Raw genomic sequence first — 15,914 nt, forward strand, 5'->3', positions numbered from 1 at the left:
TTTTTTAAATGGAACTGCCTCCCTTGATTCTACAGAAATCAGAGGGAGGCAGCTTTTTTACAGTTACAGTGGAATTTACTTATTCAGTTTCCACTCAGAACTATCTTTACCGTCTTTAATTTCAAAGCCGAGTGCTGTAAGTTCATTGCGGATCTTATCACTGGTAGCCCAGTCCTTATTGGCTTTGGCCTTCATGCGCTCTTCCAGTAACATATCTACTACTTTACCGAAAGCAACTTCACGCTCTTCATTGGAATTGCTTTCTTCTTTCAATCCCAAAATATCGAAACAGAAGAGATGGAATGTCTCTTTCAAGTCTTTCAAGTCTTCGGCAGTAATGGTATCATTACCTGCAATGATATTGTTAATCATTCTGGCTCCATCGAAGAGGTGAGCAATGACTATCGGAGTATTTAGGTCATCATTCATGGCTTCATAACACTTCTCACGCACAGCTTTTACATCTACACTGGATGTAGCAGACGGGGTGATCTTTTCCAGTCCGTTTACGGCATCCATCATTCGACCCAATCCCTTTTCTGCAGCTTGCAGAGCTTCGTTGCTGAAGTCTACCGTACTGCGGTAGTGAGCTTGCAGAATGAAGAAGCGGATGGTCATCGGGCTGTAAGCCTGTGTCAGCAACTTGTGTGTACCGTTGAAGAACTCATCCAGATTGATGAAGTTACCATATGATTTACCCATCTTCTGTCCGTTGATGGTAATCATATTGTTGTGCATCCAGTAGTGTACCATATCATTGCCCTGTGATGCTACCGATTGTGCAATCTCACATTCATGATGAGGGAAAATCAAGTCCATACCACCGCCGTGAATGTCGAAATGCTCACCGAGGTATTTCTTACCCATGGCTGTACATTCGGCATGCCATCCCGGGAAACCGTCGCTCCACGGAGAAGGCCAACGCATGATATGCTCCGGTTGGGCACATTTCCACAAGGCGAAGTCGGCGGGGTTATGCTTTTCGGTTTGTCCGTCCAGTTCGCGGGTGGTGTTCAGTACGTCATCCAGATTGCGACCGGAGAGTTTTCCGTAATGGTAATTCTTATTGTATTTCTCTACGTCGAAGTAAACGGAACCTTCGCTGACGTATGCATATCCATTCTTCAGAATCTCTTTCACCAATTCTATTTGCTCGATGATATGTCCTGAAGCATGCGGCTCAATGCTGGGAGAAAGTACGTTTAACGCTTCCATAGCCTTATGGTAGCGGTTGATGTAGTATTGCGCTACTTCCATCGGCTCCAGTTGCTCCAGTCGTGCTTTCTTGGCTATTTTATCTTCTCCGTCGTCAGCATCATGCTCCAGATGGCCTACATCGGTAATGTTGCGTACATAGCGTACCTTATATCCCAGATGGGTAAGGTAGCGGAAAAGCAAATCGAAAGTAATGGCAGGACGTGCATGTCCCAAATGCGCGTCACCGTAAACGGTAGGACCGCAGACATACATACCTACATGTGGAGCGTGCAATGGCACGAATAGCTCCTTTTTCCTATCTAAGGTGTTGTAAATTGTCAGTTGATGTTCCATAACGTTTGATTTTTAGTTTTTTTAAAAGCACAAAGTTACAACAAATTCATAAGATAATAAGTTCTTTCATTCTTTTTTCTTACTGACAGCTAAGAGGGAAGCGGCTATTGGATGAATTTATTCTTCTTTAGGAACGGGGTCTTGCAGTTGGAAACGTTCCGTCAGGTAGAGCAGTGTCTCTGCGGCTTGCTTAACTTCCGTCTGAGAGGGGATAGGGCGGCTATTGAATGCGAATAGCATATATTTCGGACCCATAGCAAAGGAGGCGAATAGCTTTCCTTCAAGGAAGCCTTTTATTTCTTTAAATAGTTCATCTGTAGTCCGTTGTTGTGTGTCCTGATAAGGTAATAGGAGTATGAGATCGCCTTTTGCTACTGCCACAGTTGTAGTCTTTTCTTTCTCTTCGAATATGGCATGAAACTCTTTTTTATGGTAGCGTAAGGTATAAGATACCGGGGAAGTACGTTTTACATCTTCTGTTTCGGGAAGGGAGGCTATGAATTGTTGTAAAAGGGAATTGATCTTTCGGAGATTTTTATACCATCCGAAATAAGCTAATCCCCAAGTGAGGGGAACGACAAATATTGCCGGACAAGCCATTGAGAAGATGATTACATCGAACAGGGTCGCTGTCTGTTCTGTAGTTCCGGACAGGATGTCAGCTATGAATTTGATTAATCCGAATACTAATATAATGAGACTTGCCATGGCGCTAAGGCTGAGTGAAAGCATCAGTACGTCTCGTGTCATTTGCCAAAGGTTGGAGTAGACACGTTGCCCGTCCATGTCATTTTTTAGTAGTGAAAGGGATTTCTTCCAGGTGATATGATCACAGATGTAGTAGTTCATTAGCGTTGTTGTCTTTTTAAAGATAGCAAATGTAGTGATTTTCTTTTTCCTTTGTTATTTTTGCACCCATGAAATCAAAGAAACGTGTATTACTGGGTATGAGTGGGGGGACGGATAGCTCCGTTGCCGCCATGTTTTTGCAGGAATCCGGTTATGAAGTTACCGGTGTGACGTTTCGTTTTTATGATTCGGAAGGCTTTGAGGAGTCTCTGGATGATGCTCGTACTCTTGCTTCCCGTCTGAATATCTCACATATTATCTATGATGCCCGCGAGCTATTCAGTGAACGTATTATAAGCTATTTTATAGATGAATACCTTTCTGCCCGTACTCCTGTTCCTTGTACTGTTTGTAATAATGAACTGAAATGGCCCTTGTTGGCGAAGATAGCCGATGAAATGGGTATTTATTGGATTTCAACTGGGCATTATGTCCGTAAAGTTCTTCAAGGAAATCATTACTTTATAGCACCGGCAGCCGACCGGGATAAGGATCAGACTTTCTTTCTTTGGGGGCTTAAACAGGATATTCTGGAACGTATGATTCTTCCAATGGGGGATTGGACTAAAGATAAAGTCCGTACCTATGCTGCCGCACGCGGCTTTGAACGAGCGGCAACAAAGAAGGATAGTCTTGGCGTTTGCTTTTGTCCCATGGATTACCGCTCTTTTCTACAACGTGAAGTTCCGCAGGAGCTTTTGCCGGGAAAAGGCAGATTTCTCGATGAAGGCGGTGCTATTTTAGGATGGCATGAAGGATATCCTTTCTACACAATCGGTCAGCGTCGAGGGTTGGGTATCCATATGAACCGGGCTGTCTTCGTGAAAGAGATACGTAAAGCATCGAATGAGGTAATACTTGCTCCCCTTGCTTCCCTTTATAAAGAAGAAATGTTGCTGAAGGATTGGAACATCGTGGATGCTTCACGCTTAATAAACTCCAAAAACGTTATCGTCAGGATTCGCTACCGTAAGCAAGCCAATCATTGCACAGTCAGCATTACAGAAGAAAACCTTCTTCATGTGCAACTGCATGAACCGTTGGAGTCTATAGCTTCCGGGCAAGCTGCTGTTTTTTATGATGAGGCTGGTATACTGTTGGGAGGAGGGATCATCATATAATCTTCATACCGTCATTCTTTAATTTGTTCCTGAACAAAAAATAGTTTACGTTGTTTGAAATAGAAAGACGTCTATTTTTTACGAAACAATTAAAACGAACAACAGTATGAAACGTATATATTTGATGATATTATTTGCCGTCTTGGCAACGATCGTCTCTGCCCAAACGGACGATAAAGGATACAAAGAAGGAGCATGGGTACTGAAAGGTGTGACAGGTGTGAATATGTCGCAAACTGCTATGACAAACTGGTCGGCTGGTGGTGAGAACTCTGTAGCCGGGAATGCCTACCTGAATGGTTCGCTGACGCATAAGAGTGGAGACTGGCTGTGGGTAACGAATCTGGTGCTGGATTATGGTTTGTCGAAGACCAAATCTCAGGGGATGAGAAAGAGTACCGATAAAATTGGATTATCTACCCAGTTGGGATATGCAGCTACCAAAGTTTGGTACTATACGCTTATGGCTGACCTGAATACTCAGTTTGCCAAAGGTTATAATTATCCGGACAAGAGTCACTATATATCCAATTTCTTTGCTCCTGCTTATTCCAATTTCGCTTTAGGTATGGAGTATAGACCGAAGAGTAACTATTCTATTTTCCTTTCACCGGCTTCTACCAAGATGACCTTTGTGTGCGATGATTATCTCTCTGATTTAGGTTCCTTTGGAGTTGATCCGGGTGATCATTTTAAGATTGAAGCCGGTGCTTTCCTGAAAGCTCGTGCAGAATTGCCTGTCATGGAGAATGTAAACCTGATTACTACGGCTGACTTCTTTACTCCTTATAATAAAGACTTTGGCAATGTAGATGTAAACTGGGATGTACTTATCAGTATGAAGATCAATAAAGTACTTTCGGCAACTCTGAATATGACTTTGAAGTATGACAATGATGTGAAAACCTTTACTGATGAGGGCATTGAAAGAGGTCCAAAGGTACAATTCAAAGAGATACTGGGCGTTGGATTGGCTTATAATTTCTGATTGCCTGGGATGACTGTCTGTTTCCCCTGCTGAAACAAAATGTTTCATTACTTGAAACTGTTTGTTTCTCGGCGTGAAACTACTTGTTTCCCGTAATGAAACTGTTTGTTTCAAGGCATGAAACAATTAATAGGAAAGGCCGTACTAATTCTTATCAGTACAGCCTTTCCTATTATAGTATTACTTTATAATTTTATTTGTTTAGTTCTAACATCTCCTCGATATATACCCTTGTATTGCTGAGGCGCGGTACTTTATGTTGTCCGCCCAACTTTCCTTTTTGCGCCAACCAATCATGAAACAAGTCTTTACGGGCAATAATAACTTCCAGGGGTTGCAGGGCAATGTTCTTTTGTCGTTTAGCTTCGTAATCGGAGTTGACTTCTTTCAATGTATCATCCAGTATCTTGGCAAAATTCTCCACGCTATCCGGCATCTGAGCAAACTCAATCAACCATTGATGGCGGCATTTGGCTTTAGCATCCATAAATACAGGAGCAGCCGAATAATCAGAAATCAATGCTCCGGTCGCTTCACAAGCTTTAGCTAACCCTCTTTCTGCATTATCCACAATTAATTCTTCACCGAAGGCATTGATGAAATGCTTGGTACGTCCGGTGATAACGAACTTATATGGGTCTTTCTGTGTGAATTTTACAGTATCCCCAATCATATAGCGCCACAATCCTGCAGAAGTAGAAATGACCAGTGCATAATTCTTGTCTACTTCGACTTCCTCCAGACAATAGATGCGGGGATTCTCTTTCTCCACATCTTCCAATGGAATAAATTCGTAGAAAATACCATAGTCAATCATCAGCAGCATAGCCGGATCATTCGGATCGTTCTGTGTCCCGAAATATCCTTCAGAAGCATTGTACGTTTCTACGTAATGCATCTTGGGCGAGCGGATTACTTCTTTGTATTGTTCGCGATAAGGTGTAAAAGCAACGCCCCCATGGAAGAAGACTTCCAGATTGGGCCATATTTCCTCCAGAGATTCCTTACCGGTTTTTTCAAGAATACGCTTGATGAGCACCAACATCCACGAAGGGACACCGGAGAGGCTGGTTACATCCTTTGAAACGGCACTGTTGGCAATAGCTTCTATTTTCTTTTCAAAGTCGCTCATGAGGGCAATCTTCTTACTCGGAACGCGAACACAGTTTACTAATGGATGTATGTTTTGAATCAGAATAGCGGAAAGGTCGCCCACGAGTCCGTGTCTGGAATTGAGGTTGGGACTATGGCTTCCACCTAAAATCAGACCTTGTCCGGAGAAGAAACGGCTGTCGGGGTTCTGTGCCAGATAAAGAGTAACTGCATCTTTGCCACCTTGATAGTGTGTGTCGTTCAGTGCCTCTTTGCTGACGGGCAGGAATTTGCTTTTATCGTTTGTAGTACCCGAAGACTTGGCAAACCAGCGTATCTCTGATGGCCAGAGCAGGTTTTGTTCTCCTGCACGCAGGCGTTCCACATACGGCTTTACCTCTTCGTAAGTCTGTATGGGCAGTCTGTTTTTAAAGTCTTCATAAGTATGAATGCTTTTATAATCATATTTCTTTCCCCATTCTGTATTCTCGGCCATGCGCACCAGACGGTTCAATACTTGGTGTTGCAGCTCTTCTGCACGGTTGGCATATAAGTCGATTCTTTTCAGGCGGGGGCTAAAATACACTTTATTCAGCAATGTTGTGATATTCATCTCTCTTAGTTAAAACTATTTTGTAGCGCAAAAATAATCTTATTTATTGGCTTCTCTATCTTTTTTCTCTTTTTTTTCTATCTTTACGGACGTATTCAGTTGACAAGTTAACAAGTTGACCAGTTGGCAAGACAAAAAGACAAGTTTACCTGTACCTGATACCTTTCAACTTGTTTTCTAAAAAAGGTAGTTATGAGAATCGGAATTTTGACTTCGGGGGGCGATTGTCCCGGCATTAATGCCACCATTCGTGGAGTATGCAAGACTGCAATCAATCATTATGGAATGGAAGTAATAGGCATTCATAGCGGCTTTCAAGGATTGCTGACTAAAGATGTGGAGTCGTTTACCGATAAGTCTTTGTCTGGTTTATTGAATCAGGGCGGAACGATGCTGGGTACTTCCCGTGAAAAGCCTTTCAAGAAGAATGGTGTGATGTCCGATGTGAATAAACCGGCACTTATTGAGCAGAACGTTAAAGAGTTAGGACTGGATTGCGTGGTCTGTATCGGTGGTAATGGTACGCAGAAGACTGCTGCGAAACTGGCTGCCATGGGGCTGAATATTGTATCCGTACCCAAAACAATTGATAATGATATTTGGGGGACAGATTTCTCTTTTGGATTTGATTCTGCTGTGAGCATTGCTACGGATGCCATCGACCGGTTGCACTCTACCGCCAGTTCGCACAAACGGGTGATGGTGATTGAAGTGATGGGACATAAAGCAGGTTGGATTGCACTTTATTCCGGTATGGCAGGTGGTGGAGATGTGATCCTGATACCCGAAATTCCTTATAATATACATAATATAGGTGAGACTATTCTGAATCGCCTGAAGAAAGGGAAACCTTATTCCATTGTAGTGGTTGCCGAAGGGATACAGACGGATGGACGGAAACGTGCTGCCGAGTACATTGCTCAGGAGATAGAGTACGAGACGGGTATAGAAACCCGTGAAACGGTGCTTGGTTATATTCAACGTGGAGGTTCACCTACGCCGTTCGACCGGAATCTGTCTACTCGCATGGGCGGACATGCCACAGAACTAATAGCCACAGAGCAATTCGGTAGAATGATTACATTAAAAGGGGATGAAATATCTTCTGCACCTCTGGAAGAGATAGCCGGAAAGCTGAAGTTGGTAACGGAAGATAACGACCTTGTGGTTCAAGGGCGACGGATGGGAATCTGCTTTGGTTGAAATACGGGCGAATGATTATTCGCCCACCTCATGTCCGGTTACTGTAGTAACTTCCTGATTCTCTTCAATCAGGGCACTCTCAATAATTTCTTCAGCTTCCTCCGTATTTTCCTGCGGATGGTTTTGCGCTTTACTTGCCTCAATCTGTTCTTTGAAGGGGGCATCATTCTTTATTTTCTTTAAAGCAGCCTGAGCAGCATTTTGTTGGGACTCTTTTTTAGAATATCCGGTTCCTTTCCCTGCCGATATGCCTTCGATGCGTATTTCGGTGTGGAACATAGGATTGTAATCTTCGTCAAGAAACTGTTCGATAAGTTCGAATGAAACTTCGACTTTGCTCTTCTGGCTCCACTCAATCAACTTCGATTTAAAATTCACCTCTTTGCGTGACATCTTATCGAGGTCGATGTAATTCTTGAATATCTTTTCTTCCATGAACCGCTTACAGCGTTCGTACCCCTGATCCAGATAGATAGCACCGATAAATGCTTCGAAAGCATTTCCGTACATATAGCTGTTGTGCGAGGAAGAACGGGTGGAATATTTTACCAGTTTGTCCAAACCGATTTCTACCGCCAGTTTATTTAGTGTCTCCCGTTGCACGATTTTGGAACGTGTATTTGTGAGGAATCCCTCGCGGCGGCCTTCAAAATGCTTGTAGACAATATCTCCCACGATGGCGTCAAGAATGGCGTCACCCAAGAACTCCAGTCGCTCATTATTTAAAGGGCGGCCTTTCTCCGAACGGATGGAGGTAGATTTGTGCAACAATGCCTGCTGATATAGCTGGATGTTGCGGGGATAGAATCCCAGTATCTTATAAAAACAAAAATAAGACTCTTTGTCCTTACGGAATAAGAGCCTTATTTTGTCTATTTGATTACGTAACACGACTGATTATTCTGCGTATTTTTTGAAAATAACACATGCGTTATGACCGCCAAATCCAAATGTATTGGACAGAGCTACGTTCACTTCGCGCTTTTGAGCCTTGTTGAACGTAAGGTTCAGGTCATAGTCGATGTTTTCGTCGTTATCACCCTCTTCGTGGTTGATGGTCGGAGGCACAATGCCGTTTTGGATGGCAAGGATACTTGCAATAGCTTCTACCGCACCAGCGGCACCCAGTAAGTGACCAGTCATGGATTTTGTTGAACTGATGTTCAAGTCAAATGCATGTTGACCAAATACCTCTTTAATGGCTTTAGCTTCCGATATATCACCTACGGGAGTAGAAGTACCGTGAACATTGATATAATCTACTTCTTCGGGTTTCATTTCGGCATCTTCCAACGCGTTTCTCATTACTAACTTGGCTCCCAGTCCTTCCGGATGTGAAGCTGTCAGATGATGAGCGTCGGCAGACATTCCTACACCGGCAACTTCTGCATAAATCTTAGCACCACGTGCTTTGGCATGTTCCAGTTCTTCAAGAACCAGGCAACCGCCACCTTCACCCATCACGAAACCGTCGCGGCTTGCGCTGAACGGACGAGACGCGGTTGTGGGAGATTCATTGCGGGTTGATAATGCATGCATAGCATTGAAACCGCCTACACCGCCAACGGTGATTGCAGCTTCCGAGCCACCACTTACAATAACATTAGCCTTGCCTAAACGGATCAGGTTGAAGGCATCAGCGATAGCATTTGTGGAAGTAGCGCATGCAGAACAAGTTGCGTAGTTGGGCCCGTGGAAACCGTACATAATAGAAATCTGTCCGGCAGCAATATCCGAAATCATCTTGGGGATGAAAAACGGATTGAACTTGGGACCGTTTTCTTTACCGGTCAAGGCATAGTTACTTACCTCTTCTTCGAATGTACGGATACCACCGATACCGGCGCCAAAGATGACACCGATTCTGTTTAAGTCCTCATTTTCGACGTCAAGACCGGAATCATTAACCGCTTCTTTAGCAACAGCAATAGCATATTGTGTATACAAGTCCATTTTGCGGGCTTCTTTACGGTCGATATATTTGGTTGCATCGAAGTCTTTCACTTCGCAGGCAAATTGGGTCTTGAAAAGGGAAGCATCGAAATGAGTAATAGGTCCAGCTCCACTAACCCCATTCACAAGGTTTTCCCAAAATTCGGGAACGCTGTTGCCAATGGGAGTAATGGCGCCAAGACCTGTTACTACAACTCTTTTTAATTCCATATTAAATTGATGGATAGAATTACTTAGCGTGTTCTTCGATGTAAGAAACGGCGTCGCCTACAGTACCAATCTTTTCAGCTTGGTCATCCGGAATTGAGATACCGAATTCCTTTTCGAATTCCATGATAAGTTCTACAGTGTCAAGAGAATCAGCTCCTAAATCGTTAGTGAAGCTAGCTTCGTTAGTAACTTCTGATTCTTCAACGCCTAATTTGTCGACGATAATCGCTTTCACTCTTGATGCAATTTCAGACATAACTTTAAGTTTTTAATTAATAATTAGTTTTATTTCTTTAAATTTGCGGGGCAAAGGAATAAATATTTATCGTCACTCGCAAATATTTGGGGAATTAAATGCAATGTTTTGCACATTTTTCACGATTTTGTGCACTAAAAGGAAGGCTTATGAGGAAAAAGATTGCTGTTTTAGCATCGGGAAGCGGAACGAATGCCGAAAATATCATTCGTTATTTCCAGGAAAAAAGTTCGGCTTGTGTGGCCCTGGTTTTAACTAATCGTCAGAGTGCGTTCGTTTTAGAGCGCTCACGCGGGCTTGGAGTGCCTTGCTTTTATTTTTCCAAGGGTGATTGGGAGAGTGGAGAACCGATTTTATCGGCGTTGCAGGAGCATAATATTGATTTTGTAGTGCTGGCCGGATTCCTGGCTCGTATACCAGACTCTATTTTGTATGCTTATCCCAATAAAATGATAAATATACATCCTTCATTGTTGCCAAAGTTCGGTGGAAAGGGAATGTATGGCGACCGCGTACACGAAGCTGTGATTGCTGCAGGTGAAAAAGAAAGTGGTATCACTATACACTATACGAATGAGCATTATGATGAAGGTGCCATCATTTGCCAGGTGAAATGTCCGGTGCTGCCGGAAGATACTCCCGATGAACTGGCACAACGTATTCATGTGCTGGAATACGATACTTATCCCAAGGTTATAGAAAAATTGCTGGAATCCGAGGTCTAAGACTCTGTTTAAGGACTTACCGGAGCTGTATCAAGTCCGTATCATCTCCGTATCTATACGCTTGGAGTTGGTACGGACTTGGTACGGGCTTGATACGGAGTTGGTATGAAGTTGTTATGAAATCACTACGCGGAAGGCTGTTTTCTCTCTTCTCAGTGGATAATCTCCTCTTAATTTCTCAAATAGTTCCGGATGTTGTTTTAAGGCTTCACTGTCCCGTCTTGGATCATACATCTGCAGGTAGGCTTCTGTTTCGGTAGTTGCAGTGATCATCGGATTCTCCGGTTCGGGTGGAACAATTCGGTAATCAGCCTGTATACCAAAATGCTGGCAAAGAGAATCTAACGACATGCGGGTGGCCTTTGCTTTTCCATCTGCTGAATATCCGGCAATATGCGGCGTCCCGATGAATACCTTATTTAATAAGGTGAGATTAATATCCGGTTCGTTTTCCCATACATCAATGACGGCATCTGAGATTAACCTGTTTTCGAGAGCCTCCAATAAAGCCTTTGTCTCAATAACTTCTCCGCGAGAAGTGTTGATGATGATGGGGGAACGCTTCAGTGAGCGGAAGAATGACTGGTCTGCCAGATGGAAAGTCTTATATTTCCCTTCTTTATATAAAGGTACGTGGAATGTGAGGACGTCGCACTCTTCGGCAAGGAATTGTAAGGAACTGAAGTCGGCACTTCCTTCTTCATCTTCTCGTGGCAAGTCATTCAGTAATACTCGCATGCCCAGTTCGCGAGTCACCTCCGCTACTTTACTGCCTACGTTGCCTACTCCGACAATGCCTATGGTCATTTCAGATAACTTCTTTCCTTTCAGGAGTTTTGCCAGTAGAAGTGTGGATTGAAGGTATTGGGCTACGGATGCAGAGTTACAGCCCGGTGCATTCTTCCATACGATGCCTGCCTGCCGACAATATGCTGTATCTATATGATCGAAGCCGATTGTGGCCGTGGCAATAAACCGAACCCGACTCCCTTCTAATAATTCCCGGTTGCAATGGGTGCGTGTGCGGATGATCAACGCGTCTGCATCTTTCACTAAGGAAGGTGTGAAGTCCTTTCCGGGGACATATATTACTTCATCTGCTATCTTTTCGATAGCTTCCTTTATAAAAGGTATTTTATTGTCGATAATGACTTTCATTTCTGTATTTTTTTTCTATATTTGTTGCAGGCAAAGTTAGTCATAAAAGCGGTAAACTGTTTGGCTGTGTGCTAAATAATACATAACTTTGTCAACTTGTACAAATATTAGGATTTGTAGAATAAAGATAAAACAGTTATAAGGAATGAAGTGTATCCATATCATTACGCCTGTAAAGGATTCCATTGAGTTGACTTTACAGACGGTAGATGCTATTATGGCATCTGACGTTAAAACTCCTTTTACATATACCGTTTACAATGATTTCAGTACGGAGGAGAATACGGCCAGGTTACGAGAAGCATCCGTGAGACTGGGTTTCGAATTGGTAAACCTTGCGGATGTCACAAGCAACCCTTCGCCTAATTATCTGCTGATTCTGCAAATGTCGCAAGAACGTGCCATTGCGGAAGAAGCCGGACTGATCATAGTGGAATCTGATGTGGTGGTGAAGAAAGATACTTTGCAATCTTTGTTCGACGGCGCTTTGGAAAGAAAAGATTGTGGAATTGCTGCTGCTGTCACCGTTGATGAGAAGGGTGATATAAACTATCCTTATTTATTTGCAAAAGGGCGAGAGAATCAGGTGTTTCCCGAAAAGAAGCATTGTAGTTTCTGTTGCTCGTTACTGACGTTGAACTTCCTCCGTTCGTTTGATTTTCATCAGCTGAGTCTTGAAAAGAATTGGCACGATGTGGCAATTTCCCATCAATCATTGAAAGAGGGATTCAAAAACTATCTGTTTACTACACTTCCGGTGTGGCATCGTCCGCATGGTAGTCGTCCGTGGAAACAATTAAAGTATAAGAATCCGTTGAAGTATTACTGGTTAAAGTATACCAAAGGACTGGATAAAATTTGAAAATACTATGGAGTATCGATTGGTTTCTATTATTATACCTATTTATAATATGGCAAAGTATCTGCACGAGACTTTGGATTCGGTGCTTGCTTCAGATTATCCTAATTTTGAAGTAATACTGATGGATGACGGCTCGACAGATAATTCTTTGGACATTGCCAAAGAGTATGCGGAAAAAGATCCACGGGTAAGTGTACATACCCAGCCGAATAGTGGGCCGTGTGTTGCTCGTAATAATGCTATATCATTGTCTCATGGCGAATACATATTGCCGGTAGACGCGGATAACCGGATCAGTCCGACATTCATAAGCCATGCTGTAGTAGAATTGGAACGAGACCCGGATGTTAAAGTGGTCTGTCCGCGAGCCGAATTTATAGGCGACCGTAGTGGTGAATGGAAGTTACCACCCTTCTCTTTGAAGCTGTTGGCACGTAAAAATATGATTGATACCTGTGCACTCTACAGAAAAACAGAATGGGAAAGAGTAGGTGGATACTGCGAAGAGATCATTGCACGTGAGGATTGGGAATTCTGGATATCTGTACTGAAAGATGGTGGAAAAGTGGTTCGTTTGCCTCAGATAGAATTGTATTATCGTGTACGTGCCGGGTCCAAAAGAATTATAGACCGTTCGTTGAAGCCACATGTTACGAAAGTGCTTAACAAGCGTCACGCTGAATTTTTTGAACGGGAGTTAGGTGGAAAGTTGCGTTCTGTGCGTTCCTGGTCCAGATGGATCAATCGTATTGAGCGCTTTTTTCGTCCACGGTGTATGGCTGTAGCTCCTGGTTATTCAAATATGAGTGACTTTGTGAAAGTGCTTCCGGTTATTTTTGAAGATCGGGGTACTGTTATTTATAAAGGAAGAAATGAACTGAGGGAGTTTGATATAGCAGGACGGAAAGTGGTCGTTAAATCTTTCCAGATACCTCACTTGCTGAACCGGATTATTTATAATTTTTTCCGGGAATCTAAGGCACGGCGTTCATTTCGCTATGCGGCCATGTTGCGCCAGTTTAATATAGGCTCGCCTGCACCCATTGGTTTCTGTTCGGTTTCCAGTTGGTTCTTGTTCGGAAAGAGCTATTTTGTTTCGTTAAGGTCTGAATGTCCTTATACTTACCGGGATCTTCCACAACGTCCTTTTGAGGAACAGGAAGAAATACTTCGCGCCATAGCCCGTACCACTGCCGCTTTGCATGAACATGGAATTTTGCATAAGGATTATTCGGCAGGGAATATCTTATTTGCAGAAAAGCCGGAGGGCGTCTCTGTAGAGATTATTGATTTGAACCGGATGCGCTTTGGTAAGGTATCTTTGGAAGAAGGGTGCAAGAATTTTGAAAGACTACCCGGCACTGATGAGATGTTTGCTGTGTTGGCGGATGAGTATGCCAAATCCCGTGGCTTTGACAAGGAAAAATGTTTGCAGCTAATAGAAAAAGCTCATAAATCTTCTTCGTCTTTTTCGTCTAAGATTTCTTGATGTCTGACTTTTGAAGGTAGTTTCTATGTTTGGCCTGCATCTGCCCCATGGGTAAAATTATGCAGTAGGTGGGCATAAATCGTTTCTTTCCCTTCGGAGGTGAGCATATTGAATTGTTTCTTATAGGTTAATTTGTGGAAACCATAGTTTTTACTAAATTCCTCCATAGACTTTTCATTAAATGGCATGTTGAGACACTTGGACAGGTTGCTGATTCTTTGCAGAGGGACATTGTCGATCATTTCCGTAATAGCCGGGATATTTTCATAGGCTATGCTAACGAGATAATCGAAGAATAAGTAAGTGACGATTCGTTGATGATTCTTCCAATAACTATAGAACATGTCCAGTAGGGAAGCGGGTAGAATATTGTCCTTGCCACATGCTATAAAAAAAACTGTCCACTTGCCGTTTGCCACATTGGTGTTTTTTGCCGTATGATGGCAAGTGTAGAAATCGGCATCGGGATTCATTATTGAGTCTACATCTCTGGTAAAAAGTAGGGTGCTGTCAGCCCATATTCCTCCATGTTCTTTAAGCAGATTTATCCTTAGCATGTCACTGAAATGGGTGAGACTTATTTCGTGGTTTTTCACTTTTTGAAAGATGTAATCCGGCATTGTAGCATATTCCTGATAGTTTTGCTCTGTGATTAATATGACAGGATGTTGGCCTGCATAACGTTTTGCAGAGGCGTAGCAGACTTTAACGATATCAGGCATGTTCGCTTCTCCTTGCCACCAGCATATCCAGATGGGGCATGTCTTGCCAATCGGACTTTTCTTGGTACTTGCTCCTTTGTATTTCTTTATAATATCTTTTGCACCGGACTTCTGTGAGATTACTGTTTTGAAGTATAAATGTTTGCTGTGATGCAAAAGCGTCTTCTCGATTGATTTGAAAAAGGATTTGACGGGGTTGATATCTGGATTCATGGTATTCATATTTTTCTGCTTTATGTTACTTGTCAATAGGTAGATTCAATCAGCTTGATTAACTCTTCTTCCTGCGAACTGAATTTGCGGGCAAACAGTTTGTCGGAGTTGACTAGTTCGGTGTAATCTTGTATCTTCCATGTATAAGGATCTCCTCTATTCCAGTCAATCAGCCGCATGCTACCGATGTTGTTGTCTTCTATATTATAGATATTCTTTTTGAATGGAGAGTTCCATAACAGAGTTTGAACAAAAATCTCATCAGGACAGAGTGTGTATCGGAAGCGTCGGAGAACAAAAGGCTTTTTCTTTAATAGATATAGGCAAAAATTGTGAGTGATACTGAACCACTGGGAGCCTTTCCGAAATTCAACTTCTTGCTTTCTATGGAAGTGAACCACTTTTTGTGCTATTAGCGCAAGGTTGTGGCAGGGTGCTGTAATGACATGCCACTTGCTGTTGTTACGTTTCAAGTGCTTCGTGAAGAAATAATAGCGGGATATTTTCCGTTTCAGGTCTTTCTGATGTTTATTGTCAGACCAATATCCTACGAATTCCTTACCTGTATTTATTTGAAAGAAAGAATGGATGTAGTCTTGTGTCTGTATGGGCAGATCTGTTCCTGATAAAAGATGATAGTAAGAATAGACTTCTTGTGTCAAGGCTGTTTCCAGTAACAGGTATTCGGTTTCTACCTGACTGAGATCTCCCCAGTAAACTTTATTTCGCGTAGATAAAATGTGCAATTTAGCTCGCTGCATTTGTAAAGAACGTATCTTCTCATACAGTTCCGTTGATCGGTGGTCTATATGTAGATAGATATCATTCCGCTCATCATCGAGCATTGATAATAGAGCTCTTAATACTGGATATTCATTGTGAGCAATAATCAGGTATGCATGCTTCATT

Annotated in this window: 15 protein-coding genes; 6 read left to right on the forward strand and 9 right to left on the reverse strand. The window is 42.7% G+C overall.

Annotated elements, in window-relative coordinates; all coding sequences use genetic code 11:
* Positions 1–75: 75 nt before the first annotated feature.
* Together cysS and DW036_RS00555 are read right to left on the reverse strand one after the other, a co-directional pair.
* Positions 76–1,551, reverse strand: a complete 1,476-nt coding sequence (gene cysS, locus DW036_RS00550; protein WP_118460464.1) for a cysteine--tRNA ligase — start codon at positions 1,549–1,551, stop codon at positions 76–78.
* Between the two features lie 117 nt (positions 1,552–1,668).
* A complete protein-coding gene (locus DW036_RS00555) occupies positions 1,669–2,400 on the reverse strand; it encodes a hypothetical protein (RefSeq protein ID WP_118460466.1) in 732 nt (243 codons plus the stop codon).
* A 68-nt stretch (positions 2,401–2,468) separates the two neighbouring features.
* Between DW036_RS00555 and mnmA the strand changes: the two genes are divergently transcribed.
* Both mnmA and DW036_RS00565 read left to right on the forward strand, forming a co-directional pair.
* On the forward strand, positions 2,469–3,521 hold the full coding sequence (gene mnmA, locus DW036_RS00560) for a tRNA 2-thiouridine(34) synthase MnmA (RefSeq protein ID WP_118460468.1): 1,053 nt from the start codon (positions 2,469–2,471) through the stop codon (positions 3,519–3,521).
* Between the two features lie 106 nt (positions 3,522–3,627).
* Positions 3,628–4,509: a DUF3078 domain-containing protein gene (locus tag DW036_RS00565; protein WP_118460470.1), complete on the forward strand. Its 882-nt coding sequence runs from the start codon at positions 3,628–3,630 to the stop codon at positions 4,507–4,509.
* A gap of 193 nt (positions 4,510–4,702) precedes the next feature.
* Here the strand turns inward: DW036_RS00565 and DW036_RS00570 are convergent, their stop codons facing one another.
* A complete protein-coding gene (locus DW036_RS00570; RefSeq protein WP_118460472.1) occupies positions 4,703–6,214 on the reverse strand; it encodes a GH3 auxin-responsive promoter family protein in 1,512 nt (503 codons plus the stop codon).
* Between the two features lie 192 nt (positions 6,215–6,406).
* Between DW036_RS00570 and DW036_RS00575 the strand changes: the two genes are divergently transcribed.
* Positions 6,407–7,417: an ATP-dependent 6-phosphofructokinase gene (locus tag DW036_RS00575; RefSeq protein ID WP_022393277.1), complete on the forward strand. Its 1,011-nt coding sequence runs from the start codon at positions 6,407–6,409 to the stop codon at positions 7,415–7,417.
* A gap of 15 nt (positions 7,418–7,432) precedes the next feature.
* Here the strand turns inward: DW036_RS00575 and rnc are convergent, their stop codons facing one another.
* Genes rnc through DW036_RS00590 form a run of 3 tightly spaced genes read right to left on the reverse strand, consistent with a single transcriptional unit; the run spans position 7,433 to position 9,836 of the window.
* A complete protein-coding gene (rnc, locus tag DW036_RS00580; protein ID WP_118460473.1) occupies positions 7,433–8,308 on the reverse strand; it encodes a ribonuclease III in 876 nt (291 codons plus the stop codon).
* Between the two features lie 6 nt (positions 8,309–8,314).
* Positions 8,315–9,580, reverse strand: a complete 1,266-nt coding sequence (gene fabF, locus DW036_RS00585; RefSeq protein WP_118460475.1) for a beta-ketoacyl-ACP synthase II — start codon at positions 9,578–9,580, stop codon at positions 8,315–8,317.
* A 19-nt stretch (positions 9,581–9,599) separates the two neighbouring features.
* A complete protein-coding gene (locus tag DW036_RS00590; protein WP_004291965.1) occupies positions 9,600–9,836 on the reverse strand; it encodes an acyl carrier protein in 237 nt (78 codons plus the stop codon).
* Between the two features lie 149 nt (positions 9,837–9,985).
* Between DW036_RS00590 and purN the strand changes: the two genes are divergently transcribed.
* On the forward strand, positions 9,986–10,561 hold the full coding sequence (gene purN / locus DW036_RS00595) for a phosphoribosylglycinamide formyltransferase (protein WP_118460477.1): 576 nt from the start codon (positions 9,986–9,988) through the stop codon (positions 10,559–10,561).
* A gap of 114 nt (positions 10,562–10,675) precedes the next feature.
* Here the strand turns inward: purN and pdxB are convergent, their stop codons facing one another.
* A complete protein-coding gene (gene pdxB / locus DW036_RS00600; protein WP_118460479.1) occupies positions 10,676–11,719 on the reverse strand; it encodes a 4-phosphoerythronate dehydrogenase PdxB in 1,044 nt (347 codons plus the stop codon).
* 145 nt (positions 11,720–11,864) lie between these two features.
* Between pdxB and DW036_RS00605 the strand changes: the two genes are divergently transcribed.
* Positions 11,865–12,581 carry a glycosyltransferase family 2 protein gene (locus tag DW036_RS00605; protein ID WP_118460481.1) on the forward strand — a complete coding sequence of 239 codons (717 nt, stop codon included), beginning with the start codon at positions 11,865–11,867 and terminating at the stop codon, positions 12,579–12,581.
* Between the two features lie 7 nt (positions 12,582–12,588).
* The gene (locus DW036_RS00610; RefSeq protein ID WP_118460483.1) at positions 12,589–14,070 is read left to right on the forward strand and encodes a glycosyltransferase family A protein; all 1,482 of its coding nucleotides are present in this window, start codon (positions 12,589–12,591) and stop codon (positions 14,068–14,070) included.
* Positions 14,071–14,093: 23 nt separating this feature from the next.
* Here the strand turns inward: DW036_RS00610 and DW036_RS00615 are convergent, their stop codons facing one another.
* On the reverse strand, positions 14,094–15,014 hold the full coding sequence (locus DW036_RS00615; RefSeq protein ID WP_118461132.1) for a capsular polysaccharide synthesis protein: 921 nt from the start codon (positions 15,012–15,014) through the stop codon (positions 14,094–14,096).
* Between the two features lie 23 nt (positions 15,015–15,037).
* Positions 15,038–15,913: a beta-1,6-N-acetylglucosaminyltransferase gene (locus DW036_RS00620; RefSeq protein ID WP_118460485.1), complete on the reverse strand. Its 876-nt coding sequence runs from the start codon at positions 15,911–15,913 to the stop codon at positions 15,038–15,040.
* Between the last annotated feature and the right edge of the window lies 1 nt (position 15,914).

Origin of the sequence: Bacteroides sp. AF39-11AC (genome assembly GCF_003474285.1) — a bacterium.
Lineage (GTDB): Bacteria > Bacteroidota > Bacteroidia > Bacteroidales > Bacteroidaceae > Bacteroides.